This is a genomic window from Brevundimonas sp. G8, assembly GCF_902506205.1.
Classification (GTDB): Bacteria; Pseudomonadota; Alphaproteobacteria; order Caulobacterales; family Caulobacteraceae; genus Brevundimonas.
In genome coordinates, this window is record NZ_LR732816.1 from 264,134 (window position 1) to 286,450 (window position 22,317).

The window sequence follows — 22,317 nt, forward strand, 5'->3', positions numbered from 1 at the left end:
CCATGGTCGACGCCGTCACAACCAATGCCGCAGCCGGTCGGGTAACCGGCGGCACCAAGGCCCTGGCCTCGAACTTCGAGACCTTCCTGACGCTGCTCACCACGCAGATGAAGAACCAGGACCCCTTGTCGCCGCTCGATTCCAATCAGTTCACCTCCCAGTTGACCCAGATGGCGGGCGTCGAGCAGCAACTGCTAACCAACGACCTGCTGACCAGCCTGCTGTCGGCGCAGTCCGCAGGCGGTCTCGACAACGCCGCCAACTACATCGGCAAGAGCGTGACCGCCGCCTGGACGGCGACCGAGTTCAACGACGGCAAGGCGACCTGGGCCTACGAACTGGGCGCCGACGCCGAAAAGGCCACGCTGCAGGTCGTCGACAGCAAGGGGGCCGTCGTCTGGGAAGGCGCTGCGCCCGACAAGACGTCCGGCCTGCACACCTTCAACTGGGACGGCAAGTTGAAGGACGGCGGCACGGCCGCAGACGGCGGCGTCTATACCCTCAAGATCGCCGCGACCAACGCCACCGGCGCCAAGGTCGACGCCCAGGCCCTGATCCAGGGCCGGGTGACCGGCGTCGAAATGTACAACGGCGCGCCGTACCTGGTGATCGGCGACTCCATCCTTCCGCTTTCGACCGTGATCTCGCTGAACGAGATCAAGGCGCAGGCCGACAACGACACTGACGATACGGAGAATCCGAACGTCCCCACCGAGGAGGCGGCCGCATGATGCGATCCGCCGCCTTCCCGATGACCTTCATTTAAGGAGCGTTCTTCCATGAGCCTCAATAGTGCAATGCTGGCCGGCGTGTCCGGTCTCGCCGCCAACTCCGCCGCCCTGGCGGCCATTTCCCAGAACATCGCCAACGTCAACACGGTCGGCTACAAGCGCACGGCCAGCGAGTTCCAGACACTGGTCAACAGCCAGTCCTCATCCGGCGGCAGCTATTCCGCCGGCGGCGTGACCACCAACACGCGGTCGTTCGTCAGCCAGGAAGGCCAGCTTCAGCGCACGACCTCCAGCACCGACCTCGCCGTAAGCGGCCAGGGCTTCTTCGTCACGACGACCCAGGCCGAGAACGTCGGTTCGACCGACACCCGCCTGTTCACCCGCGCCGGCGCCTTCACCGTCGACAAGCAAGGCTATCTGAAAAACAGCGCCGGTCTGTACCTGCAAGGCTGGCCCGTCGATTCCAACGGCGAGATCTCGACCGATCCGTCGGACCTGTCGCGCCTGCGCTCGATCAACATCGGTTCGGTCGGCGGCACCGCCGAACCGACAACCCGCGTCCAGATCAACGCCAACCTGCGGTCCAGCCAGGACCCAGCCGCCGCCGCCAGCGCCCAATCCTACAAGGGCGTGGCCGACACCGCGACACCGTCGGTCGCGCACGATGTCTCGGTCCGCTACACGCGCACCGGCGCCAACACCCATGACGTCGTCATCAAGTCTGGCACGCAGAGGATCAACGGCGCCGCGACCTTCGACCCAGCCACCGGCGCTCTAACCGGCCTGACGGTCACGGGTGCGAACGCAGGCACGGCGACCCCGATCGGCACGCCGCCGACGCAGTTGCAGTTCACGCCGGCGACCGGCACGCCTTACACGGTCAACCTGGCGGACATCGGACTGGGCAATGGCAACGTGGCCAAGACCAAGTATGACCCGTCGGTCAACTCGATGGCCATGTACAACGCCGACGACGACAACCCCGTCGGCGTCAAACCCGACTTTAAGATGAACATCCCTGTCTCGGACTCCAAGGGCGGCCAGCGCAATCTGGAAATCCGCTTCATCAAGAGCGACGAGCCGAACATCTGGTACGCGGAAGTCGTTTCCGTGCCGGCGAGCGATGTCGTGACCGGCGCGCCGTACTCCAACGGCCAGATCAAGATCGGCAAGATCGCCTTCACCCCGTCGGGTCGCCTCGACGTGGAAACGATGAAGGCCTGGCCGGCGGGCACGGGTCTGTTCGACGATCCGACCATGGCCACGCTCGACTTCGGCAAGTCCGATCCGAACAACCTGGCCATGGCGCCGGGTCAGGTCGCCTGGGCCGACGGCCTGGGCATTGCCGCCCAAGGTGTGACGCTGGATCTTAACACCTCCGCTGGCGGCCTCAGCCAGTTGAACACCGCCTCGGTGGTGCAATCGACCGTCACCAACGGCACGGCCTTCGGCAATCTGAGCGAGATCAAGATCGACGAAGGCGGCTTCGTCACCGCCATCTTCGACAATGGCGTGATGCGTCGCATCGCCCAGGTCGCGGTCGCCACCTTCCCCAGCCCCGACAGCCTTCGTGAAGTGTCCGGCAACGCCTACGCCGTCAGCCTTCAGTCCGGCACCTTTAACCTAAAGGCCGCCGGCACGGGCGGCGCAGGCGAGATCGCGGCCAAGCAGTTGGAGTCCTCGACGGTCGATCTGTCCGCGGAATTCACCGGCCTGATCACCACCCAAAGGGCCTACTCCGCCTCGTCCAAGATCATTACCACGGCCGATGAAATGCTGGCCGAGCTGATCAACATCAAACGCTGATCGGCGAGTAAGTAAGCGTTAGTCTCGATGAATCGTCGCGCAATCAAGGTTGACAGAGTCGTTCGCGCAGGGACGGATTTTATCCGTTCCTTCACCACGACGCTTAAACGGACCTTAGTCGGGGACGCCTACATTCATGACACTACGGTGTTGGTGAAAGAGGCATAAGCCCATGTTGCAAGAGCGACGCCTGAATAGCAAAGGCGAACAATACGTGGTCGGACCGACTGGCACGCCCCTGACCCTGAACGATCTGCCGCCGTCCAATACGGACCGGTGGGTGATCCGGCGCAAGGCCGAGGTCGTCGCCGCCGTGCGCGGCGGTCTGTTGAGCCTTGACGACGCCCTGGCGAAGTATCGCCTGACGGCGGAAGAATTCCTCGCATGGCAGAAGGCCATCGACAAATGGGGCATGCAGGGTCTGCGCACGACGCGGATCCAGAGCTACCGCTCCTAAGGGTTTCCCCGAAGACGAAGAAGGGCCGCATCCGGCGACGGGTGCGGCCCTTTTCGTTGGCGGGCCTCGAAATCGCGCCGGTTCCGCACTAAATGGCCGCAATGACCCTGGTCGAAGACATCTGCGCCATTCCGAATATCGTCCGCACCGACATGGATGCGGCGGTCGAGAGCGCGCGGGCGGCGGTCGGTCTGCCCGTGGGCGCGCGCATCGTCGCGGCGATGTCGGGCGGGGTGGATTCCACTGTCGTCGCAGCCCTGCTGCGCAAGGCTGGCTATGACGTCGTCGGCGTGACGCTGCAACTCTATGACCACGGCGCGGCGCTGAAGAAGAAGGGCGCTTGCTGCGCGGGCCAGGACATTCACGACGCGCGTTTGGCCGCCGACATGATCGGCATCCCCCATTACGTGCTGGACTATGAGAGCCGGTTCAAGGACGCCGTCATCGACCAGTTCGCAGACAGCTACCTGAAGGGCCAGACGCCGGTCCCCTGCATCCGCTGCAATCAGACGGTCAAGTTCCGCGACCTGCTGGACGTCGCCCGCGACCTGGGGGCCGAGGCCATGGCGACGGGCCACTATGTCCGCCGCGCCGTCGCCGGCAATCGCTCGCAGATGCGCAAGGCGATCGACCATTCGCGCGACCAGTCCTATTTCCTGTTCGCCACGACCCAGGACCAGCTCGATTATCTGCGCTTTCCTCTGGCCGATCTGGAAAAGCCCCAGGTGCGCGGCGTCGCCGCCGAACTGGGCCTGAAGATCGCCGCCAAGCCGGACAGCCAGGACATCTGTTTCGTCCCGTCCGGCGATTATCGCACCCTGATCGACCGCCTTCGTCCGCAAGGGCGCGAGGCCGGCGAGATCGTGCATATGGACGGCCGGGTGCTGGGCGCCCACGCAGGCATTACCGACTACACCATCGGCCAGCGCCGGGGGCTGAATGTCGCCGTGGGCGAGCCGCTGTTCGTGACGAAGCTGGAGCCCGAGACCCGCCGCGTCATCGTCGGCCCGCGTGAAGCCCTGCTGACCGCCTCCCTAACATTGGAAGAAACCAACTGGCTGGGCGACGAGGCCACCATCGTCGAGGCCGCACAGGCCGGTATCCCTGTCCTGGCCCGCGTCCGCTCGACCCGTCAGCCCTCGCCTGCCCGCCTGGCGCTGATCGACGGTGACATCCGCATCGTCTTCGATGACGGCGAAGAGGGCGTGGCCCCCGGCCAGGCCTGCGCCCTTTACGATCCCGTGGACACCGAACGCGTGCTGGGCGGCGGCTTCATTCGGGACACGACGGCGGTGGCCGCATAGCGGCGGTTCATTAAATCGGAGACAGGCTGCATCCGACGTGATGTTCTGTCGCCTCCTACGGTCATCCCACCGACGAGAGGTTCCGATGCGCACCACCGCCTGCCTGGTTTCCGTACTGGCCCTGATGGCCGCCCTTCCCACCGCAGCGACGGCGCAGGCCGCTCCGCCGCCAGTCGTCAGCACGGCCGCGCCGACCTATACGGCGGCCCAGTTCTTCGACACAACGACGTACGGCCTGGGCTACGGCGGGGCCAAGGCCTTTTCGCCCGACGGCAAGTCGGTGCTGATCCGGTCGGACAAGACGGGCGTGTTCAACGCCTACGCCCTGCCCATTGCCGGCGGCGACCCAGTGCAACTGACCGCCTCGACCACCAGCGCCGTCAATCCGGTCACTTACTTCCCCGCCGATGCGCGCATCCTGTTCACCCAGGACGGCGGCGGCGACGAACTGAGCCATCTGTTCGTGAGGACGCCTGACGGCGCGGTCACGGACCTGACGCCGGGCGACAAGGTCAAGGCGGACTTCCTGAGCTGGAGCCAGGACGGCAAGACCTTCTTCGTCACGTCGAACGAACGCGACGCCTCGGCCTTCGACGTCATCGCCTATGACGCGACCACCTATGCGCACCGGATGGTGTTCGAGAACACCGGCGGCTTCTCGCCCGCCGCCCTGTCGCCAGACGGCCGTTGGCTGGTGCTGGACAAGTCGCTGACCAGCGCGAACAACGACCTCTACCTGGTCGATCTGACCGCACCGGGCGAGCCGAAACTGCTGACCCCGCATGAGGGCAATGTCGCCTATACCGCCTTCGACTTCACGCCGGACTCGAAGGCTGTCCTGATCGGCACGGACCAGAACGGCGAGTTCCAACAGGCCATTCGCCACGATCTCGCGACCAGCACCAACACACCTCTGATCCAGGCGGATTGGGATGTCAGCTTCGTCTTCTATTCGCCGACCGGCCGCTATCGCGTCTCAGGCCTGAACGCCGACGCCAAGACCGAACTGACCCTGCTGGACGCCACGAGCAACCAGCCCGTCGCCTTGAGCGGCCTGCCGGACGGCGACATCGGCAATGTGCGGTTCAGCGATGACGAGAAGACCATCGCCTTCACCGTTTCGTCCGACACCTCGCCGGCTGATGTCTTCGTCGCCGATCTGACCACCGGCCGGGCCACGCGTCTGACCCACGCCCTGAACCCCGCGATCGACGAGAACGCCCTGGTCGAAGCCACCATCGTCCGATACCCCGGCGAAGGCGGCGTCATGATCCCGGCGGTGCTCTACACGCCCAAGGGCGCGTCGGCGGCCCACCCTGCGCCGGCCATCGTCCTGGTCCACGGCGGTCCCGGCGGCCAGACCCGTCGCGGCTATTCGGCGATGGTCCAGCATCTGGTGAACCACGGCTATGCGGTCCTGGGGGCCAACAACCGGGGCAGTTCCGGCTACGGAAAGACCTTCTTCCATCTGGACGACAAGAAGCACGGCGAGGCGGACCTGCGCGACATCGTCGCCGGCGGCGAATGGTTGAGACAACAGGACTGGGTCGCCGACGATCAGGTGGCGGTGATGGGGGGATCCTATGGCGGATACATTACCGCTGCGGCCCTGGCCTTCCATCCGGAGGCCTTTACGGCGGGCGTCGACATCTTCGGCGTCACAAACTGGGTGCGGACCCTGGAGTCGATCCCGCCCTGGTGGGGCGCCCAGCGTATCGCCCTGTATGATGAGATGGGCGATCCGGCGACGGACGCGGAACGCCACCGCCGCATCTCGCCTCTGTTCCACACCGAGGGCATCAACAAGCCCCTGCTGGTCGTCCAGGGCGAGAACGACCCGCGCGTGCTGAAGGTCGAGAGCGACGAACTGGTCGCCGCCGTCCGCGCCAACGGCGTGCCGGTCGAATACGTCGTCTTCCCCAACGAGGGTCACGGCTTCACTCGCCGCGACAACCGCATCACCGCCCAAGACGCCTATCTGACCTTCCTGGACAAATACGTGCGGAAATAGGCATGGCCGCCAAGGGGCGCGCCGATTTGCCGCGCCCCCTTTTCTTCAATTGTGGAGGAAAAATGGAGCAGGCGTGGATGCATGCCGAATATTGATCTTTGGTCAGGACATCAAAGATGCATCTGAGTGTTGCACGCCTGTAAACTGCGCATCGCAATGGCGCCGTAATCCCCGCAGCGACTAAGCAGGGGATATAAATGCACCGTCAAACCAAACTGCGCCTTCAGCTGCTGCTGGGGACCGCCCTTCTCGCCGCACCTGTTTCCGCCTTCGCCCAGACCGCTCCAGCGCCTGTCGATACCGCGCCCGCCGGCCTGGACGACATCATTGTCACCGCGACCAAGCGCGAAACCAATCTGCAGGACACGCCGATCTCGATCTCGGTGGTCAACGCCGAAGCGCTCCAGAACCGCCACGTGCAAAGCCTGATGGACCTCGCCGACGGCAGCGTCCCTGGCCTGCGTATCGCCACCTTCGAAGCCCGCCAGTCGGCTTTGACCATCGGCATCCGCGGCATCGTGCCGAACGATGCCAACCAGCCCGCCCGTGAACAAGGCGTCGGCGTCTATGTCGACGGCGTCTATCTGGCCCGCCAGCACGGCTTGGCCGCCGCCCTGCTCGACATCGAGCGCGTCGAAGTCCTGAAGGGTCCACAAGGCACCCTGTTCGGCCGCAACACCGAAGGCGGCGCCCTGTCGCTGGTCACCAAGAAGCCCACGGGCGTCTTCGGCATGCGCGCCGTCGCCGGCATCGGCAACCTCGAATCCTACAACTCGGAACTGCACGTCGACTTCCCGTCGATCGGCGACTTCGCGTTCAAGGTCGACGGCATCATTTCGGTCCAGGGTCCGGTTACCGAGAACATACTGCCGGGCGAAACCGGCTTTGGTCAGTACGATCGTCGCGGCGTTCGCTTCCAGACGCGCTGGACCCCGACAGAGAACTTCACCGCCAACTTCGCAGCTGACTTGAGCAAGGACAAGAACACACCGTTCTACTCCCAACTGCTCAACTTCAACCCGAACGGCTTGCCGGTCTTGCCGTTCACCTCGACTTCCGTTCCTTCGACCAGCATCCGCGCACTGTCTCCGCTGGTGCAGGTCGAAGGCTCTAAGCGCATGACGCAGGCCGACATCGGCGTGCCGCAGCAGTGGAGCGTCGACGACACCCGTGGGATGGATCTGCATCTGTCGTATCGCCCGACGGACTCGTTGGAAATCCGCTCGATCACCGCCTATCGCGACCTTGACGTCGAGCAGTACGACAACATCGCCGGCGCCCACCGCCCGCCCGTTGTCGGCCCGAACGGCAACTTCAGCCGCTATTCGTTGGCTGGCTTCTGGCAGCACCAGTTCAGCCAGGAGCTGCAGGCAGTCGGCAGCATCGGCGACCGCATCGATTACGTCGGCGGCCTGTTCTACTTCAAGGAAACCGTGTCCGACGATGCGGCGACGCCCTCGACCAACACCTGGAACGCGACCGGCACAGACTATACGATCCGCGATCCGCGTCCGACCCAGCGCGGCTTCCGCTCCATCGACCGCGCTTCGACGGCTCATTCGGAATCGAAGGCCATCTATGGTCAAGCGACCTTCACCCCCGACGTTCTGAACGACGCCCTGCACCTGACAGTGGGCGGCCGCTTCACCTGGGACGACAAGGACGGCATCCTCTCCACCGTCAACAACGCCCCGACGAACTTCACCTTCGACAGCTCGGTCAACCGTTTCGACCCCATGGTGACCGCAGCCTTTGAGGTCAACGACCAAGTCAACGTCTATGCCAAATATTCGACCGGCTATCGCGCCGGCGGCGCGTCCTCGCGTTCGCTGACCTATCGCTCGTTCGATCCGGAAGAGGTGAAGGCCTACGAACTGGGTCTTAAGAGCGACCTGTTCAACAATCGGGTCCGATTGAACGCGGCGGTTTACGCCATGGACCGCGAAGACAGCCAGATCGACTTCAGCCTGGTGACCGTGACCGGCGCATCCACCCGCAACACCCTGGAAACCATCAACGCCCCGGGCACCACAAAAATCCGTGGCGTGGAGTTGGAAGGTCAGTTCCAGGCTACCGAGAACCTGCGTCTGTCGGCTTCTTACGCCTATACCGACGCGAAGATCCCCGACACGGTGAACCCGTTCAACAATGTCACCCAGAAGGTCTTCATCGCCTACACCCCGCCGAACGCCGCCAGCGTGGCCGCCGATTGGGAATCGCCGTTCATGGGCAGCACCTTCAAGGCGCACATCGACGCCAACTATTCCGATGCAACCCAAAGCTTCGACCAGTTCGAGATCAAGAACGACCAGTCCTTCATCGTGAACGCTCGACTGGCGCTGGCCGACATCACGACCCGTGACGGCGGCCCGCTGCTGGAAGTGGCCCTGTGGTCGCGCAACCTGCTGGACGAGACCTACGTCTATCGTCGTGACCCGTCGAACCGGGCCACGCTGGGGGACTACGGCAACTTCAACAATCCGCGCACCTTCGGCATCGAACTGCGCGCCTCCTACTAAGCCTTCCTCCCGAACGACAGACTGCCCCCTTCCGCCACGCGGGAGGGGGTTTTTCTTTGTCTGCGTGAAGCCTTTGCGACGGCGCGATGAAACTTGTCCGAACGCGTCCGGTTTTGCTGGATTTTAGCGGCCGACAGGGCGATGGCGGCGCGATGAGCAGCTTGATCCTGATCGCTGACGACGACGCAGAGAGCGTCGAGGCCCTGGACGCCTGTCTGCGCCGAGAGGGGTTTCGCACAGTTGTCGCCTCCGACGGCCAGCAGGCCGCCGACCTGCACGCCGCGCTGAAGCCCGATCTTGTCCTGCTGAATATCCGCCTGCCGATCCGCGACGGGTGGGACGTGCTGGGTGAGTTGCGTCGGCGCGGCGAGACCCCTGTGATCATGGTCAGCGACCTGGACCTCAGCACGAACAAGCTGCAGGCCCTGCGGATCGGCGCCGACGACTATGTCGTCAAACCGTTCAAGCCGATCGAGGTAGTGGCGCGCGCCCAGGCCATCCTGCGTCGCAGCAACGGCGACCGCTCCACCAAGGTGCTGCGCGTCGGCCCCTTGGAGGTCCAGTTGGAAAACTATCTGGCCGCCATCCTGACCCCGGCGGGCAAGCGCCGTCTGGATCTGACCCTGACCGAGTTCCGCATCCTGGCCCATATGGCCCGTGTTCCGTTGCGGGTCTTCAGCCGTGCCGAGATCATGCAGGCCTGCTTCCCCAATCAGGACGTGCTGGAACGCACTATCGACAGCCACGTCAGCCATCTGCGCCGCAAGCTGGACGCCGCCGACGCCGCCGGCCTGCTGACCAATGTGCGCGGGGTCGGCTATCGGCTCGAAGCCGAGTTCTGACCCTTAGGCGGCGACGGCGTAGACGCGCAGCCGATGCCCGTCAGGATCGCCCGCCACGAAGCTTCGGCCCGGCTGCGTATCCATCGGCGGCGTCAGGATGCGCGCACCCCGGTCCCACCAATCGATGTGCGCCTGATCCACCGCGTCGGCGCCCTGCAGCGGAAAGTCCACCTCGCAGACCTGCCCGTCGCCGGCGCGCCGCAACAGCCCCAGCGCCCGCCCCGAACTCAGCACGAACAGGGCCCGATCCGGCCCCGCCATCACCGGCCGACAGCCGAACAGGCCGGCGTAAAACCGCGCGCTGGTCTCGGGATCCGCGACGGCCAGAAGAATGTCCTCGATCTCGGTCATCGGCCCTGCCCTCGTTTCCAATAGGACTGACCCTAGTCGCCGATGCTGCCAGTTTCCGTCAGCAGCCCTCAGACGCTCTCGACCTTTCGTGCGCCTCGCGCCAGGTCTTCATCAAGGCCTGACGACGCGCCGGATAGCGCGCCTCCATCACCTCGGCCTCGACAATGCGATCGGTTCGGAAGCTACGGAAATCGCCGCGCAGTTCGCACCAGGCGATCAGAAGCCGCACCCGGTCGAAGAAGGCCAGGGCGAAGGGCCAGACCACCCGTTCGGACGCCGCCCCCGCCTCGTCGCGATAACACAGCCTCAGCCGCCGCTCGGTGCGGATCGCCTTTCTCAACAGCCCCGGATCAACCTGGTCCGCCGGGAATGGCGCGCCCGGCACGACCAGCAGGGCCGAGGTCTCCATCTCGTCGCGCAGATCGGGCGGCAGCACCGCCGAAATCCGTCCCAGGGCCGCCAGCGCCGCATCCCGCATGCGCGGGTCGGCCCGATCCGCCACCCAGCGCGAGCCCAGCACCAGGGCCTCGATCTCTTCCGGCGTGAACATCAGCGGCGGCAGCATGAAGCCCGGCTTCAGCACATAGCCGACCCCCGCCTCCCCCTCGATCGTCGCGCCTTGCGCCTGCAGGCTGGCGATGTCGCGATAAAGGGTGCGCAGGCTGACGCCCATCTCATCCGCCAACACCTGCCCGCTCACCGGCCGACGATGCCGCCGCAGGACGTTCAGCAGATCGAGAAGGCGTTCGGACCGGGACACCGCACGATCCTAGCAGACCTCCTGCCAGAAAGCGGCAGCAGGCTGAGGCTTACGCCGCTTCCTTCGGCATCACGTCCCCGACCGTGGGCCGGTTCTCGGCGCGGGTCAGCAGGATGTCCCGGGGTTTGACGATCTCGTTGCAGCAGCCGCAGGCGATGCGCGGCGTCAGGGTCGAGCCGCAGGTCTTGTGGATCATGTCGATGCCGCTGTCGGCGTCGCCATAGACGTGCTTGGCGCCCCAGCCGTGCAGGGTCACCAGCACCCCGTACAAATCCTTGCCCTTGGCGGTCAGGACATATTCGTTGCGCGGCGGTCGTTCGGAATAAAGCTGGGGCTCCAGCACGCCGTGCTGAACCAGGCTCTTCAGGCGCGCGGCCAGGACGTTGCGCGCCACGCCCAGATTGTCCTGCCACTGTTCGAACCGGCTGACGCCGTTGAAGGCGTCGCGGATGACCAACAGGGTCCAAGGGTCGCCTATCACTTCAAGCGTGGCGGCGATGGAGCAGCTTTGGCGGCTGTAGTCGGCGGTGCGTCCCATGCGGCGAAAGTGACCCCGCGTCAGGCGTTTGGCAAGGGTTGCAAATCCGAACGGTCCAGGTCAGTCTTGTTTGGCAACGGACGTGCGACCCCTTTGGTTCGCCGCCTTGTTCCTTTGACTTCGGCGGGAGATCTCCATCAGGTCTTCCGCCGCCTCTTCGCCTGACGCAGGATTGCGGAATGACGCTGCCGATCTCCCTCGACGACGCCCTGGCCTTTCAGACCCTTGACGACGGTGGCCTGTCCGCCCCGGTGCCAGGCCATTTCTCCAATGGCCCCTGGGGCATGGCGCCGGAAAAGGGCTTTCCGTTCGGCGGCCTGCTGGCGGCCCTGTGCGCCCAGTCGATGCGCCAGGGTCTGGCCCTGACCGCGCCGTTGCGCACCCTGTCGGTGCAATACCTGTCGGCGGCCAAGTTCGGCGAGCAGGTCGCTTTTCGCCCACGCCTGCTGCGCGGCGGCCGCAACGTCGTCTATGCGGCGGTCGAGGCCGAACAGGACGGCCGCCTGACCCACCACGCCACGGGCACCTATGGGCTGGACGGCGCCACGCCGCCGGTCACGCCCCTGCACCTGCCGCCGCCGCTGCTGGACAGCCTGAACCCCAAAGCCACCATCCACGGCCCGATGGCCCCGCATTTCTCGCAGCACGTCGAATATCGGTTCGACGGCGGCCCCAACATCCTGGGCGGCAACGAGGGCCGGCCCGCGGTCGAGCGCACCTGGATGCGGATGGCGGACGGCCGGCCGCTGGACGAGGTCGGGCTGTGCTACCTGCTGGACGCCCTCTATCCGCCGGCCTGGACCCTGTCGAAGACGCCGGCGGCGATGACGACCGTGGACCTGCGCATCGATATCCTGACCGATCCGACGCCGCAGACGGCACCCGACGGCTGGGCCTTCTTCGAGTTCAGAATGCTGGACCTGGGCTTGGGCTGGACGGTGGACGAGGCCGCCGCATGGGGCGCCGACGGAACCCCGCTGGCCCTGTCGCGCCAGCGCCGAAAACTGCTGCCGCAACGCACGGCCTGAAGTCAGCCCTCATTCATGATTATCAGCGACTATTCCAAATCTCTGGAGTCGTCCTCATGCGTCGTCGAAATCGCCTCGTTTCCGCATCTCAAATCGCCGTCGTTCTGGGGATCTGCCTGATGCTCCAGGGCTGCCTGGTCGGCGCCGTTGTCGGAGGCACTGCGGCGGTCGTGGGCGGCACGGCAAAAGCCACCGGAGCTGTCGTGGGCGCCGGCTTCGACGCCGTCACCACCTCGGACGAGGAAACCAGACTGCGCCGTGAGCGCGAACAGCGCGACTACGACCGCCAGCAACGCCGCTGCGAAGAGCGCCAACGCCAGGGCAAGCGCTGCTGATTAGAGGCTCAGCACGCACCGCTCGTTGATGGTCGGCCGCGCCACCTGAACCCGGCACAGGCCGGGCCACTCGGGTTTCAACGTCTTGACGAACCACAGGCACAGGTTCTCCAGGCTGGGCAATTCCAGCCCTTCGTGTTCGTTCAGCATGCCGTGGTCCAGCGTCTCCGCCGCCGCCTTCAGCGCCCGGTCCAGCGCGCCCAGGTCGGCGACCCACCCGTGCTCCGCGTCCAGCACCTCGGACCGCACCGTCGCCTCGACCGTGAAGGAATGGCCGTGGACGCGACGATAGATGCTGCCTTCGGGCTCGTTGGGGAAATGGTGAGCGGCGTCGAAGGTCGCCTGTTTGGTGATCTCGAAGACGGGCATTAGCGGACGCCGATATATTTGTGGGTCTGGACGCTCAGGCGCCACTGGGGATGGGTCAGGCAGTATTCGATGGCGGCGGCGGTGTTCGCCGCTTGGTCGGGGCCGTCCATCGGCTGGAGCCAGAACCGTTCGAAGTCCAGATGTTCGAACCGGTCAGGCAGGGCCTTGGCCTGGGGATAGACCAGCTTCAGCTCCTGGCCCGTGATCTGGACGACATCCGCATCGGCCTTGGGGCTGATGCAGACCCAGTCGATGCCGCCGGGCGCCGCCAGGGTGCCGTTGCTTTCTATGGCGATCTCGAAACCGCGCGCATGCAGGGCCTCGACCAGCGGTGCATCCAGTTGCAGCAAGGGCTCGCCGCCGGTGCAGACCACCAGTTTCGGATCGCCTTCGCGCCCCCGCCACATAGAGGCGACATGGTCAGCCATCAGGTCCGGTGTCCTGAATTTGCCGCCCCCGCCGCCGTCGGTCCCGACGAAGTCCGTGTCGCAGAAGCTGCAGACGGCCGTCGCGCGATCCTGTTCGCGCCCGCTCCACAGATTGCAGCCGGCGAAACGCAGGAAGACCGCAGGCCGTCCCGCCTGTCCGCCCTCGCCCTGCACCGTCAGAAAGACTTCCTTGGCCGAATAGGTCATCGGCTCGCGACCCATTCCGCATGGCCCGCCGCCCGCAACTCGCACGCCGGGCAATCGCCGCAGCCATAGCCCCAAGCATGCCGATGCGTCCGGTCGCCCCGATAACAGGTATGGCTATCCTCGATAATCAGCTCGACCAGTTTGGCCCCGCCCAGCGTATCGGCCAGCTCCCAGGTCTGGGCCTTGGTCAGCCACATCAGCGGCGTGTCGATCACCACCGGCTTGTCCAGCCCCAGCGACAACGCCCGCGCCATCGCCTCGATCGTCTCGTGGCGGCAATCCGGGTAGCCCGAGAAATCCGTCTCGCACATGCCGCCGACCAGCACCTCAAGCCCACGCCGGTCCGCCAGAGCCGCCGCCGCGACCAGAAAGATCAGGTTGCGCCCAGGCACGAAGGTCGTGGGCAGGCCACGCGCATCCATCTCGATCATGCGGTCAGCGGTCAGGGCGCTCTCGGCGATCCGACCATATCCGGTCAGGTCCACCACATGGTCGTCGCCCAGCCGGTCGGCGTACTGCGGCAAGGCTGCGCCCATGCCGTCGCGCACAGCCTGGCGCGCCTCCATCTCGACCAGATGGCGCTGGCCATAGTCGAAGCCGACCGTCTCCACCCGCTCGAACCGCTCCAGAGCCCAGGCGAGGCAGGTCGCGCTGTCCTGCCCGCCGGAGAACAGGACCAAGGCGGATGTTGGGGTCTTTTCCAGGATGACGCTCATGACGAATCTGCGGTCGGCCGTTCGGCCGCGCGCATGCACAAAGGGATGAGGACCCAGATGGGTCAGGCGGGCCTCATACACCAGACCCGGATGCGGCGCAAAATCACCGTTTGCATCGATTTGCATCAAGCTGCGCCAGCTTAACCAATCCGCAAGCGATTTTGGGCTTTAGTCCCAACGAGTAGGAGTTCCGGGCAGTATGCCGACCATCGAGACCCTTTCCGAGCGTCCCAAGCCGGTGGCTCCGACGACGCTCGGGTGCGAGGTGCTGGCGCGTTTCGAACGCGAGCCGGACACGCTCGTCATCCCCGTGGTCGATGGCAATCGCCCGGTCGGGCTGGTTGAACGCACCGCCTTCCTCCAGAAGATCGCCGCCCGTTTCGGCCACGCCCTCTACGATCTGCGCCCCATCACCTTCGCCATGGACCCCGAGCCGGCTGTGGTCGAGGCCGGCGTCCGCATCGACGCCTTCTGCGACATCATGCTGAAAGGCGGCCCGGCCGCCCTGCTGCGCGGCTTCATCGTCACGCACAACGGCGCCTATCTTGGCGTCGGCACGGCCGCGACCCTGCTTCAAGCGGTCAATACGCGCCAGCGCGAACAGAACGAAGAGCTGGCCGAACAGGCCGCGATCCTCAGCGATACCCGCGCCCAGGCCATCGCGGCCGCCCGCGCCAAGAGCCAGTTCCTGGCCATCATGAGCCACGAGTTGCGCACGCCGATGAACGGCGTACTGGCGGTCGCAGAACTGCTGCGTCGTCAGCCGCTGAACGCGGCGGCCCAGGCGCATGTCCAGACGATAATGGACTCGTCCGAAACCCTGTTGCGCATTCTTCAGGACGCCGTCGATCTGTCCAAGGCCGAAGCGGGCGAACTGGAACTCAACAGCACGCCAACCGCCCTTCGCGCCGTGATGGACGACATCCAGTCGATGTGGGAGCCGCGCGCCTCTCAGGACGGCGTCACGCTATTGGTCGGTTACGAAGGCGACACCGAGCTGGCCGCCGTCATCGACGGCACGCGCCTGAAACAGGTGTTCAACAACCTGGTCGGCAATGCCCTCAAGTTCGCCCGCAACGGCGTCGTCGAAGCGGGCCTGAAAGCCTGGGTGGAAGGCGAGAGCATCCACATGGAGGCCCGCATCCGCGACGACGGGCCCGGCATCGACACCGACCGCGTCGACTCGATCTTCGAACCCTTTGTCCACGGCTCCGGCCCTGACGGCGCAGGCCTGGGCCTGTCGATCTGCCGCCAGGTGATCGACCGCATGGGCGGCCGGATCTGGGCCGAGAACAACAAGGGCCGCGGCGCCACCTTCGCCTTCGATCTGATTGCACCGCGTGCGGCCGTGGAGGTCGAGGTCCAGTCGAATGTGTCCGACCTGTCCGGGCTGGACCTGAAGTCGGCGCCGCACATCCTGATCGTCGACGACAACGCCACCAACCGCGTCGTGGCCCAGGCCCTGTGCGAGATGTTCGGTTGCAGCTCCGAACTGGCCGAGGACGGCCTTGAGGCGCTTCAGGCCGTTCAGGAAAGCCGCTACGACCTTGTCCTGATGGATATCAAGATGCCGCGCATGGACGGCGTTCAGGCGACGCAGGCGATCCGCGCCCTGCCCGGCGCCGTCGGTCGTGTACCCATCGTGGCCCTGACCGCCAACGCCGACCCGGAAGACGCCAAACACTATCTCTCCATCGGCATGGCCGCCGTGGTCGAAAAACCGATCAAGCCCGAGCGTCTGCGAATGGCGATGAACGCCGCCCTGTCAGCGGCACAGGAAGAGGCCGGCGACGCCGACCGGCTCTCTGAAGACGAAGGCGACCGGTCAGCCGCCTGATCCTCAGTCCGGGCGGACGTCCAGCGCCTCCTCATCCTCTTCGTCATAACCGACCAGACGCAGAGCCCGCGCCTTCTGGCCATTGATCTCGGCCCACCGAAGCAGGCCCTCCTCCCGGCCGTGGGTGATCCAGACTTCCTCTGGCTTCAGCTCGGTGAAGGTCGCCGTCAGCTCGTTCCAGTCGGCATGATCCGAGACGACAAGCGGCAGTTCCACCCCCCTCTGACGCGCCCGCGCCTTCACCCCCATCCAGCCCGAGGCGAAGGCTGTGACCGGATCGGCGAAACGACGCGCCCAGCGATCCTGAATGGCGGACGGCGGGGCGATGGCGACCTCTCCGCCCAACGCATTCTTGGGCAGGTCGCGCGTCGGCGCCAACGGCCCCAGATCGACGCCCTCGCGCTGATACAGGGCGTTCAGCCGCTCCATCGCGCCGTGGACATAGATGGTGCGGTCCCAGCCTGCCTCGCGCAACAGCCGGATGATCCGCTGCGCCTTGCCCAGCGCATAGGCCCCGACCAGATGCGCCCGCTCGGGAAACTGGCCCAGCGATCGCACCAGCCGTCCGACCTCCTCCTCGGCTGGAGGATGACTGAAGACGGGCAGGCCGAATGTCGCCTCGGAGATGAAGACGTGACACGGCACGGGTTCGAACGGCGCACAGGTCGGGTCGCGGCGACGCTTGTAGTCGCCCGAGACCACCATGGTCAGTCCCTTCCACCGCACCTCAACCTGGGCAGACCCCAGGACGTGACCCGCCGGGACCAGCCGCAGATCGACGCCGTTGATCGCAGTCGCCTCGCTATAGTCCACAGATTGCGGCTTCTCGGTGAAGTCGGCGCCGTAACGTTCAGCCATGATCGCCAACGTCTGGCGCGTCGCCAGCACAGCGCCATGCCCTGCGCGGGCATGATCGGCATGGCCATGCGTGATGACGGCGCGATCCACCGGCCTCACTGGATCGACGTAGAAATCTCCCGGCGGGCAATAGAGGCCGGCAGGCGTCGGGTGTAGCAGGTCTTCGGGGCGGATCATGTTGCGGTAACGCTCTCGACGCCGTCAGGTCGCCGCCTCATACAAGATGATCGGAAAATCGGCTCAAAAGGTCCAGTCCGCACGATGCAAGAGAGCTTCCTGACCACCATCCTGCCGCAACTGGCCGCGGGCGCCGCCCACACCGGCGCGCTGGGTTTCGCCTTCGATGGATTGCATGACGGCGAGCCGCGCATCCGCGTGCCGTGGCGCGAGGATCTGGTGGGCGATCCCGACAGCGGCGTCTTCGCCGGCGGCCTCGTCACCACCCTGCTCGACCACATCGGCGGCCTGGCGGTCTGGACGGCGCTCGACACCTTCCAGCCCATCGCTACCTTGGACTTGCGGGTCGATTACATGCGCGCCGCGCGGCCGCGTCAGGATCTGCTGGCCCAGGGGCTCTGCTACCGCCTGACGCCGACTATCGCCTTCGTGCGCGCCTGGGCATTCGAGGACGATCCGTCCGATCCCGTCGCGGCGGCGCAGTCCGCCTATATCCTCAACCAGACCCGCGAGCGTTCGACGCGAGCCGCCGTATGACCGACATCCTGGACCGCATGCCCTATGCCCGCTTCCTGGGCCTTCAGACCTTGGTCAGCGGCGACGAGATCACGGTGATCATGCCGTTTGCCGACAGGCTGATCGGCAATCCCATGCTGCCAGCCCTGCACGGCGGATCGACCGCCGCCCTGCTGGAAATGACCGCCATGGCCCAGGTGGCGATCCTCTTCCCCAGCCCTCGCCTGCCCCGCCCGATCAATGTGACGGTCGCCTATCTGCGCACCGGCCGGCCCATCAACGCCTACGCCCGCGCCCGCATCAGCCGCGCCGGCCGCCGCGTCGCCCATGTTCAGGCCGAGGCCTGGCAGGAAGAACGTGCACAGCCAATCGCGTCCCTGACGGCCCACTTCCTGCTGGACAACCAGAGCTAGGCACAGGCGGGGCCAGCGCCGATTCGGCCAAGATCCCCACAGATGCTGAACTTCACCGTCATCCTTATGGCGGCGCTTCAACGCGCGATTGCCGCACTTATGAAGATACCTCTACCAAGCATGGTTAAGACGTGATAACCATAAGCCTCTCGTAACCTTATCTGAGGGGCTTTCATGGACCGCACTGAAGTCGTCACCAGCGTTGCTGGCGATCTGCATGCTACCGAACTCGCGATCGACGCCGCGATCACCCAGGCGACGACGCTGGTTCAATCCTTCATCGGCGCCCGCGCCGCGCTTTCGCTGTCGCCCGTCAGCGGCACGGTCGCCCAGGCCAAGGCCATGGAAACGATTGCCGCCCTGTCGGCCGCGCGCGAGTCCATCGTCGCCTGTCACGCCGAACTGCAAAAAGACCACCGTCGCCTCGGCTACGGCACCTACGCCGCTGGCCCGCTCGCCAAGCCCAACGATTGGCTTGATCCTAAGGCGGCGCTCACTCCGACGCATCTCCACCGCGTCGCATGAATTCTTGGTAAGCTTGGCTTATCGAGATTTCAGTCTGAGTTGAATTCGGTCATGATCGCCCCTGCGCAGTGATGCGCGGGGGCGATTTGTCATGTTCAACATCATTTACGCGATCGTTGGCGCCGTCTTTATGGTCGGCATGGCTTTGTTTGCGTTCCTGAAGGGGAACAAAGCCGAGAAATTCGGGGCTGGCGCCTATTTGTTCGCCTGGTTCGCATCGCTCGTTTTGCAGGAAAATGACGGCTTTCAAGGTGTCCCTGTTGGGTTGCTGCTCATAGACACGGGCGTTCTGGTCGCATTCTGCGCCATAGCTTGGCGCTACCGACAATCTTGGCCCGTGTGGGCTGCCGGACTTCAGTTGATCACGGTGATGTCTCAGTTCATGAGATTGACAGGTCAGAACGTATTGGTGGCGTCATTGTATACGGTCACTAACCTGACCAGTTACCTCATCATCATCTCCATCATCGTAGGCACATTCTACGCTTGGCAAGAGCGACGAGCCGCGTCGGCCAACCTAGGTAGAAATTCCTAATCACGCATCGTATCCTGAGGGCGAATCGGTCGCCGGGACGCCATGCCGCTATCGCACGCCAAACTGTGGAAGGCCGTCGACACATTAGCGCGACGCGAGGGCCTGACGCCGTCGGGCTTAGCCCGCCGCGCCGGTCTGGACGCCACCAGCTTCAACCCCTCCAAACGCTTTGGTCCAGGCGATCCGCCGCGTCCGCGCTGGCCATCGACCGAGAGCATGACCTTGGTGCTTCAGGCAACTGGGGTGTCGCTGTCCGACTTCGCAGTCCTGGCCGATGATGCACCGGATAGACCCACCACCGTGCCGCTTCTCGGATTGGCCAAGGCGGGACAGGACGGGTTTTTCGACGATGCCGGCCTGCCGATAGGCGAAGGCTGGGATCAAACCGACCTGCCCCGCGCCAAGGACACTCTGTTCAGTCTGAAGATCACCGGCGATTCCATGTCGCCGCTCTATCGCGAGGGCGACCGGGTCATCGTCGATCAGGAGGCGACGCGCGTGCGGCGCGGCGACCGGGTCGTGGCCCGGCTGACGACCGGCGAGACCGTCGCCAAGGAGGTGACCAGCCTGACCAGCCGCACGGTCACCCTGTCCTCTATCAATCCAGAATATCCGCCCCGCCTCGTGCCGCGTCGCGAAATCGAATGGATGGCCCGCGTTCTGTGGGTCAGCCAGTAAGCGCCAGCAGAAAGCCCCGCCCGGCGAACCGGACAGGGCTTTCGATGGTCTTGGGTAAAGACTTAGTTGGCCGAGACGTAGTGGGCGTTCACCCAACCGCCACCGGCGATCTGGACCCATTCACCTTGCGAACCGATGGCGGTGAAGGGCTGGCCTGCCGACAGGGTGCCGGCCTGGCGATAGTTGGTGCCGGGGCCGCTGCGGATACGCAGGTTGGACGAGGCGCGATATTGCGAGCCGTTCGACGTGGTCGCGGCACGCGTCCGCTGCTGGTTGCAGCCGATGTACGACCCGGCCGCGGCGCCAGCGCCTGCGCCGACGATGGTGCCGGCGGTGCGCTCGTTACGCGCCAGGTTGGAACCCACCACGCCGCCGACGACGGCGCCGATCAGGGCGCCCGCGCGCTGGCGACCACCGGGGGCGTCGCAGTTGGTCACGCCATTGGCTTGAGCCTGGGCGGCCATCGGTGCGGCCGTCACCATGGCGGCCAGAGCAGCAGCCGTGGCCAGACCGGTCTTGAAAATCTTGTTCGACATAACTCTTCTCCTGTCAGCGCGTTTGCCGATGAGGGGAGAATGCCTGGACGAACCTGAAGGCTCCCGGAGCTTCGCCGTTATTTTCGGTTCATGTTTGCGGCGGCTACCGCGCTTCGCGCTACTTGAGGCGCGAAGCGCGAGATGTCGTGTCTAGGCAGCAAGCTCCCCGCTCGCACCCGCCTCGGTCAGTGCGATGGTCTGCGGCAGGCCATAAATCGCCGCGAACGAGCCAAAACGCGGGCCTTGGCTGGCGCCCAGCAGCACCTCGTACAACGCTCCAAACCAGGCCCGCAGCGGCTCGAACTCATGCGCCTTACCCACGGCATAGACTTCGCCCTGGATCAGCTCGCCGTCGGTCGTGTCCGCAGGCAAAGCCTTCAACCGCTCCGCCAGGTCCAGCAGCGCCGCCTTCTCCTTGTCGTCCGGCAGGCGGTACGACTTCGAGGGCTTCACGAAGTCCTCGTAATAGTTCAGCGCCGACCCCATCAGCCGATCCAGCAGCGGCTCGTTCTGCGGCGTCGCCTCGGGCAGATATTTGGCGAAATAGGCCCACAGCTGATCCTTGGTCGAGGCGTTGGCCACGCCGACCAGGTTCAGCAGCAGGGCGAAGGACACCGGCGACGTGTGGGTCGGCGGATCGCCCGCATGGATCGACCAGACGGCGTTGTCGATCCGCTTGGCAGGCTCCTGGGTCTTGTAGCTTTCGATGAAGGCCAGATAGTCGTCGATCGCGCGGGGAATTACATTGAAGTGCAGGCTCTTGGCCGACTTCGGCGACTGGAACATGTACCATGACAGCGACTCCGGCGTGCCGTAGCGCAGCCACTCGTCCATCGTCAGGCCATTGCCCTTGGACTTGGAGATCTTCTTGCCCTCGATGTCGAGGAAGAGTTCGTAGTTGAAGCCTTCCGGCGGCGTGCCGCCCAGGGCGCGGCACAGCTTGGAGCTTTCGCGCACGCTCTCGATCAGGTCCTTGCCCGACATCTCGTAATCGACGTCCAGCGCGACCCAGCGCATGGCCCAGTCGGGCTTCCATTGCAGCTTCACATGGCCGCCGGTGACAGGAACTTCGGTGCGGTTGCCCGGCTCGCCGGCCGGATCCTCGAAGGTGATGGTTCCCTTCTCGACGTCGCGCGCCAGGGTCGGGACCTGCAGCACATGGCCGGTGATCGGGCTGACCGGCAGGAAGGGCGAATAGGTGGCGCGCCGCTCCTCGCCCAGGGTCGGCAGCATAATGGCCATGACCGCGTCGAACCGTTCCAGCAGCGTCAGCAGCGTCGCGTCGAACCGGCCGGACTTGTAGGTCTCGGTCGAGCTCATGAACTCGTAGTCGAAGCCGAACGAATCCAGGAAAGCCTGCAGCCGCGCATTGTTGTGCGCCCCGAAACTGTCGTGCGTGCCGAAGGGGTCGCGCACACGCGTCAGGGACAGGTGCAGGTCTTCGCGCAGCATTTCCGGGTTCGGGATGCCCTCGGGCACCTTGCGCAGCCCATCCATGTCGTCGCTGAAGGCGATCAGGCGCGTCGGCCAATGATCGCCGGTCAGGGCGCGGAAGGCGTTGCGCACCATGGTCGTGCGCGCCACCTCCCCGAAGGTGCCCATGTGCGGCAGGCCCGACGGGCCATAACCGGTCTCAAGGACCACCGGCTTTTGCAGCGCCGGGAAGGTCGCCAACGCCTCGTCCGCCTTGCCCGCGTCGATCAACAGTTTCGCCGCGTCCCGCTCGGCGTCGGTCAGGCGCTTCTTCAGCACATGGGCCAGCAGATTGCGGGCTTGTTCGAACGGCCAGGACTTGGCCTCGCGGGCGAGGGTTTCGAGGTTCTGCAACATGTCGGCGGTT

Annotated in this window: 24 protein-coding genes; 15 read left to right on the top strand and 9 right to left on the bottom strand. The window is 65.3% G+C overall.

Annotated elements, in window-relative coordinates; genetic code table 11:
- Nucleotides 1–2: 2 nt before the first annotated feature.
- From CHRYSEO8AT_RS01305 to CHRYSEO8AT_RS01335, 7 genes are all read left to right on the top strand, one after another.
- The gene (locus tag CHRYSEO8AT_RS01305) at nucleotides 3–731 is read left to right on the top strand and encodes a flagellar hook assembly protein FlgD (RefSeq protein ID WP_159845146.1); all 729 of its coding nucleotides are present in this window, start codon (nucleotides 3–5) and stop codon (nucleotides 729–731) included.
- Nucleotides 732–779: 48 nt separating this feature from the next.
- Entirely contained in the window at nucleotides 780–2,537 is a 1,758-nt protein-coding gene (gene flgE / locus CHRYSEO8AT_RS01310) for a flagellar hook protein FlgE (RefSeq protein ID WP_201304323.1), read from the top strand.
- 172 nt (nucleotides 2,538–2,709) lie between these two features.
- Nucleotides 2,710–2,994, top strand: coding sequence for a DUF1153 domain-containing protein (locus CHRYSEO8AT_RS01315; RefSeq protein WP_026108337.1), 285 nt, complete (start codon nucleotides 2,710–2,712; stop codon nucleotides 2,992–2,994).
- A gap of 92 nt (nucleotides 2,995–3,086) precedes the next feature.
- Nucleotides 3,087–4,298, top strand: coding sequence for a tRNA 2-thiouridine(34) synthase MnmA (mnmA, locus tag CHRYSEO8AT_RS01320; RefSeq protein ID WP_159845149.1), 1,212 nt, complete (start codon nucleotides 3,087–3,089; stop codon nucleotides 4,296–4,298).
- Between the two features lie 85 nt (nucleotides 4,299–4,383).
- The gene (locus tag CHRYSEO8AT_RS01325) at nucleotides 4,384–6,309 is read left to right on the top strand and encodes a S9 family peptidase (protein ID WP_159845151.1); all 1,926 of its coding nucleotides are present in this window, start codon (nucleotides 4,384–4,386) and stop codon (nucleotides 6,307–6,309) included.
- A 197-nt stretch (nucleotides 6,310–6,506) separates the two neighbouring features.
- Nucleotides 6,507–8,828 carry a TonB-dependent receptor gene (locus CHRYSEO8AT_RS01330; protein ID WP_159845154.1) on the top strand — a complete coding sequence of 774 codons (2,322 nt, stop codon included), beginning with the start codon at nucleotides 6,507–6,509 and terminating at the stop codon, nucleotides 8,826–8,828.
- A gap of 152 nt (nucleotides 8,829–8,980) precedes the next feature.
- On the top strand, nucleotides 8,981–9,670 hold the full coding sequence (locus CHRYSEO8AT_RS01335; protein WP_159845157.1) for a response regulator: 690 nt from the start codon (nucleotides 8,981–8,983) through the stop codon (nucleotides 9,668–9,670).
- Between the two features lie 3 nt (nucleotides 9,671–9,673).
- Here the strand turns inward: CHRYSEO8AT_RS01335 and CHRYSEO8AT_RS01340 are convergent, their stop codons facing one another.
- The 3 genes from CHRYSEO8AT_RS01340 to CHRYSEO8AT_RS01350 are packed head-to-tail and all read right to left on the bottom strand — an operon-like array spanning nucleotide 9,674 to nucleotide 11,319.
- Nucleotides 9,674–10,021 (bottom strand): VOC family protein, encoded by a 348-nt coding sequence (locus CHRYSEO8AT_RS01340; protein ID WP_159845161.1) that lies wholly within the window; start codon nucleotides 10,019–10,021, stop codon nucleotides 9,674–9,676.
- A gap of 58 nt (nucleotides 10,022–10,079) precedes the next feature.
- Complete coding sequence (locus tag CHRYSEO8AT_RS01345; protein WP_159845164.1) at nucleotides 10,080–10,781, bottom strand: YafY family protein; 702 nt, start codon at nucleotides 10,779–10,781, stop codon at nucleotides 10,080–10,082.
- A gap of 49 nt (nucleotides 10,782–10,830) precedes the next feature.
- Entirely contained in the window at nucleotides 10,831–11,319 is a 489-nt protein-coding gene (locus CHRYSEO8AT_RS01350) for a helix-turn-helix domain-containing protein (RefSeq protein WP_135195212.1), read from the bottom strand.
- A gap of 179 nt (nucleotides 11,320–11,498) precedes the next feature.
- Here CHRYSEO8AT_RS01350 and CHRYSEO8AT_RS01355 point away from each other — a divergent pair, with 179 nt between their 5' ends.
- Both CHRYSEO8AT_RS01355 and CHRYSEO8AT_RS01360 read left to right on the top strand, forming a co-directional pair.
- Nucleotides 11,499–12,347: a thioesterase family protein gene (locus CHRYSEO8AT_RS01355; RefSeq protein WP_159845168.1), complete on the top strand. Its 849-nt coding sequence runs from the start codon at nucleotides 11,499–11,501 to the stop codon at nucleotides 12,345–12,347.
- A 56-nt stretch (nucleotides 12,348–12,403) separates the two neighbouring features.
- Nucleotides 12,404–12,682 carry a hypothetical protein gene (locus CHRYSEO8AT_RS01360; protein WP_159845171.1) on the top strand — a complete coding sequence of 93 codons (279 nt, stop codon included), beginning with the start codon at nucleotides 12,404–12,406 and terminating at the stop codon, nucleotides 12,680–12,682.
- On the opposite strand, the gene CHRYSEO8AT_RS01365 is transcribed toward CHRYSEO8AT_RS01360, so the two are convergent.
- From CHRYSEO8AT_RS01365 to queC, 3 genes are read right to left on the bottom strand one after another with little or no spacing between them, the layout of a single operon-like run.
- Nucleotides 12,683–13,051, bottom strand: a complete 369-nt coding sequence (locus tag CHRYSEO8AT_RS01365; protein WP_159845174.1) for a 6-carboxytetrahydropterin synthase — start codon at nucleotides 13,049–13,051, stop codon at nucleotides 12,683–12,685.
- A complete protein-coding gene (gene queE, locus CHRYSEO8AT_RS01370; RefSeq protein ID WP_159845177.1) occupies nucleotides 13,051–13,686 on the bottom strand; it encodes a 7-carboxy-7-deazaguanine synthase in 636 nt (211 codons plus the stop codon). The genes CHRYSEO8AT_RS01365 and queE overlap by 1 nt, the downstream gene beginning before the upstream one ends.
- Complete coding sequence (gene queC, locus CHRYSEO8AT_RS01375) at nucleotides 13,683–14,402, bottom strand: 7-cyano-7-deazaguanine synthase QueC (RefSeq protein ID WP_159851566.1); 720 nt, start codon at nucleotides 14,400–14,402, stop codon at nucleotides 13,683–13,685. The genes queE and queC overlap by 4 nt, the downstream gene beginning before the upstream one ends.
- A gap of 199 nt (nucleotides 14,403–14,601) precedes the next feature.
- On the opposite strand from queC, the gene CHRYSEO8AT_RS01380 reads away from it, so the two are divergent.
- The gene (locus tag CHRYSEO8AT_RS01380; protein ID WP_159845179.1) at nucleotides 14,602–16,239 is read left to right on the top strand and encodes a response regulator; all 1,638 of its coding nucleotides are present in this window, start codon (nucleotides 14,602–14,604) and stop codon (nucleotides 16,237–16,239) included.
- A 3-nt stretch (nucleotides 16,240–16,242) separates the two neighbouring features.
- On the opposite strand, the gene CHRYSEO8AT_RS01385 is transcribed toward CHRYSEO8AT_RS01380, so the two are convergent.
- Nucleotides 16,243–17,274: a ligase-associated DNA damage response exonuclease gene (locus CHRYSEO8AT_RS01385; RefSeq protein WP_159845182.1), complete on the bottom strand. Its 1,032-nt coding sequence runs from the start codon at nucleotides 17,272–17,274 to the stop codon at nucleotides 16,243–16,245.
- 84 nt (nucleotides 17,275–17,358) lie between these two features.
- Here CHRYSEO8AT_RS01385 and CHRYSEO8AT_RS01390 point away from each other — a divergent pair, with 84 nt between their 5' ends.
- The 5 genes from CHRYSEO8AT_RS01390 (at nucleotide 17,359) to CHRYSEO8AT_RS01410 (ending at nucleotide 19,941) form a co-directional block, all read left to right on the top strand.
- Nucleotides 17,359–17,811, top strand: a complete 453-nt coding sequence (locus CHRYSEO8AT_RS01390) for a PaaI family thioesterase (RefSeq protein WP_159845185.1) — start codon at nucleotides 17,359–17,361, stop codon at nucleotides 17,809–17,811.
- The gene (locus CHRYSEO8AT_RS01395) at nucleotides 17,808–18,203 is read left to right on the top strand and encodes a PaaI family thioesterase (RefSeq protein ID WP_159845188.1); all 396 of its coding nucleotides are present in this window, start codon (nucleotides 17,808–17,810) and stop codon (nucleotides 18,201–18,203) included. Before CHRYSEO8AT_RS01390 ends, CHRYSEO8AT_RS01395 begins: the two co-directional genes overlap by 4 nt.
- A gap of 174 nt (nucleotides 18,204–18,377) precedes the next feature.
- Nucleotides 18,378–18,728 (top strand): hypothetical protein, encoded by a 351-nt coding sequence (locus CHRYSEO8AT_RS01400; RefSeq protein ID WP_159845191.1) that lies wholly within the window; start codon nucleotides 18,378–18,380, stop codon nucleotides 18,726–18,728.
- Nucleotides 18,729–18,819: 91 nt separating this feature from the next.
- Nucleotides 18,820–19,263, top strand: a complete 444-nt coding sequence (locus CHRYSEO8AT_RS01405; protein ID WP_159845194.1) for a hypothetical protein — start codon at nucleotides 18,820–18,822, stop codon at nucleotides 19,261–19,263.
- A 42-nt stretch (nucleotides 19,264–19,305) separates the two neighbouring features.
- Nucleotides 19,306–19,941 carry a helix-turn-helix transcriptional regulator gene (locus CHRYSEO8AT_RS01410; protein WP_159845196.1) on the top strand — a complete coding sequence of 212 codons (636 nt, stop codon included), beginning with the start codon at nucleotides 19,306–19,308 and terminating at the stop codon, nucleotides 19,939–19,941.
- A gap of 62 nt (nucleotides 19,942–20,003) precedes the next feature.
- On the opposite strand, the gene CHRYSEO8AT_RS01415 is transcribed toward CHRYSEO8AT_RS01410, so the two are convergent.
- Together CHRYSEO8AT_RS01415 and CHRYSEO8AT_RS01420 are read right to left on the bottom strand one after the other, a co-directional pair.
- Nucleotides 20,004–20,477 (bottom strand): SH3 domain-containing protein, encoded by a 474-nt coding sequence (locus tag CHRYSEO8AT_RS01415; protein WP_159845199.1) that lies wholly within the window; start codon nucleotides 20,475–20,477, stop codon nucleotides 20,004–20,006.
- A 150-nt stretch (nucleotides 20,478–20,627) separates the two neighbouring features.
- Nucleotides 20,628–22,307, bottom strand: a complete 1,680-nt coding sequence (locus CHRYSEO8AT_RS01420) for a lysine--tRNA ligase (RefSeq protein WP_159845202.1) — start codon at nucleotides 22,305–22,307, stop codon at nucleotides 20,628–20,630.
- Nucleotides 22,308–22,317: the final 10 nt, after the last annotated feature.

Coding starts and splice junctions, on each gene's coding strand:
- CHRYSEO8AT_RS01340 (WP_159845161.1), bottom strand. CDS start 10,021: ATGACCGAGATCGAGGACATTCTTCTGGCCGTCGCGGATCCCGAGACC.
- CHRYSEO8AT_RS01305 (WP_159845146.1), top strand. CDS start 3: ATGGTCGACGCCGTCACAACCAATGCCGCAGCCGGTCGGGTAACCGGC.
- CHRYSEO8AT_RS01365 (WP_159845174.1), bottom strand. CDS start 13,051: ATGCCCGTCTTCGAGATCACCAAACAGGCGACCTTCGACGCCGCTCAC.
- CHRYSEO8AT_RS01360 (WP_159845171.1), top strand. CDS start 12,404: ATGCGTCGTCGAAATCGCCTCGTTTCCGCATCTCAAATCGCCGTCGTT.
- CHRYSEO8AT_RS01330 (WP_159845154.1), top strand. CDS start 6,507: ATGCACCGTCAAACCAAACTGCGCCTTCAGCTGCTGCTGGGGACCGCC.
- CHRYSEO8AT_RS01350 (WP_135195212.1), bottom strand. CDS start 11,319: ATGGGACGCACCGCCGACTACAGCCGCCAAAGCTGCTCCATCGCCGCC.
- CHRYSEO8AT_RS01355 (WP_159845168.1), top strand. CDS start 11,499: ATGACGCTGCCGATCTCCCTCGACGACGCCCTGGCCTTTCAGACCCTT.
- CHRYSEO8AT_RS01385 (WP_159845182.1), bottom strand. CDS start 17,274: ATGATCCGCCCCGAAGACCTGCTACACCCGACGCCTGCCGGCCTCTAT.
- CHRYSEO8AT_RS01415 (WP_159845199.1), bottom strand. CDS start 20,477: ATGTCGAACAAGATTTTCAAGACCGGTCTGGCCACGGCTGCTGCTCTG.
- CHRYSEO8AT_RS01400 (WP_159845191.1), top strand. CDS start 18,378: ATGGACCGCACTGAAGTCGTCACCAGCGTTGCTGGCGATCTGCATGCT.
- CHRYSEO8AT_RS01335 (WP_159845157.1), top strand. CDS start 8,981: ATGAGCAGCTTGATCCTGATCGCTGACGACGACGCAGAGAGCGTCGAG.
- CHRYSEO8AT_RS01380 (WP_159845179.1), top strand. CDS start 14,602: ATGCCGACCATCGAGACCCTTTCCGAGCGTCCCAAGCCGGTGGCTCCG.
- CHRYSEO8AT_RS01410 (WP_159845196.1), top strand. CDS start 19,306: ATGCCGCTATCGCACGCCAAACTGTGGAAGGCCGTCGACACATTAGCG.
- flgE (WP_201304323.1), top strand. CDS start 780: ATGAGCCTCAATAGTGCAATGCTGGCCGGCGTGTCCGGTCTCGCCGCC.
- CHRYSEO8AT_RS01325 (WP_159845151.1), top strand. CDS start 4,384: ATGCGCACCACCGCCTGCCTGGTTTCCGTACTGGCCCTGATGGCCGCC.
- CHRYSEO8AT_RS01420 (WP_159845202.1), bottom strand. CDS start 22,307: ATGTTGCAGAACCTCGAAACCCTCGCCCGCGAGGCCAAGTCCTGGCCG.
- mnmA (WP_159845149.1), top strand. CDS start 3,087: ATGGCCGCAATGACCCTGGTCGAAGACATCTGCGCCATTCCGAATATC.
- CHRYSEO8AT_RS01315 (WP_026108337.1), top strand. CDS start 2,710: ATGTTGCAAGAGCGACGCCTGAATAGCAAAGGCGAACAATACGTGGTC.
- CHRYSEO8AT_RS01395 (WP_159845188.1), top strand. CDS start 17,808: ATGACCGACATCCTGGACCGCATGCCCTATGCCCGCTTCCTGGGCCTT.
- CHRYSEO8AT_RS01390 (WP_159845185.1), top strand. CDS start 17,359: ATGCAAGAGAGCTTCCTGACCACCATCCTGCCGCAACTGGCCGCGGGC.
- queE (WP_159845177.1), bottom strand. CDS start 13,686: ATGACCTATTCGGCCAAGGAAGTCTTTCTGACGGTGCAGGGCGAGGGC.
- CHRYSEO8AT_RS01405 (WP_159845194.1), top strand. CDS start 18,820: ATGTTCAACATCATTTACGCGATCGTTGGCGCCGTCTTTATGGTCGGC.
- queC (WP_159851566.1), bottom strand. CDS start 14,402: ATGAGCGTCATCCTGGAAAAGACCCCAACATCCGCCTTGGTCCTGTTC.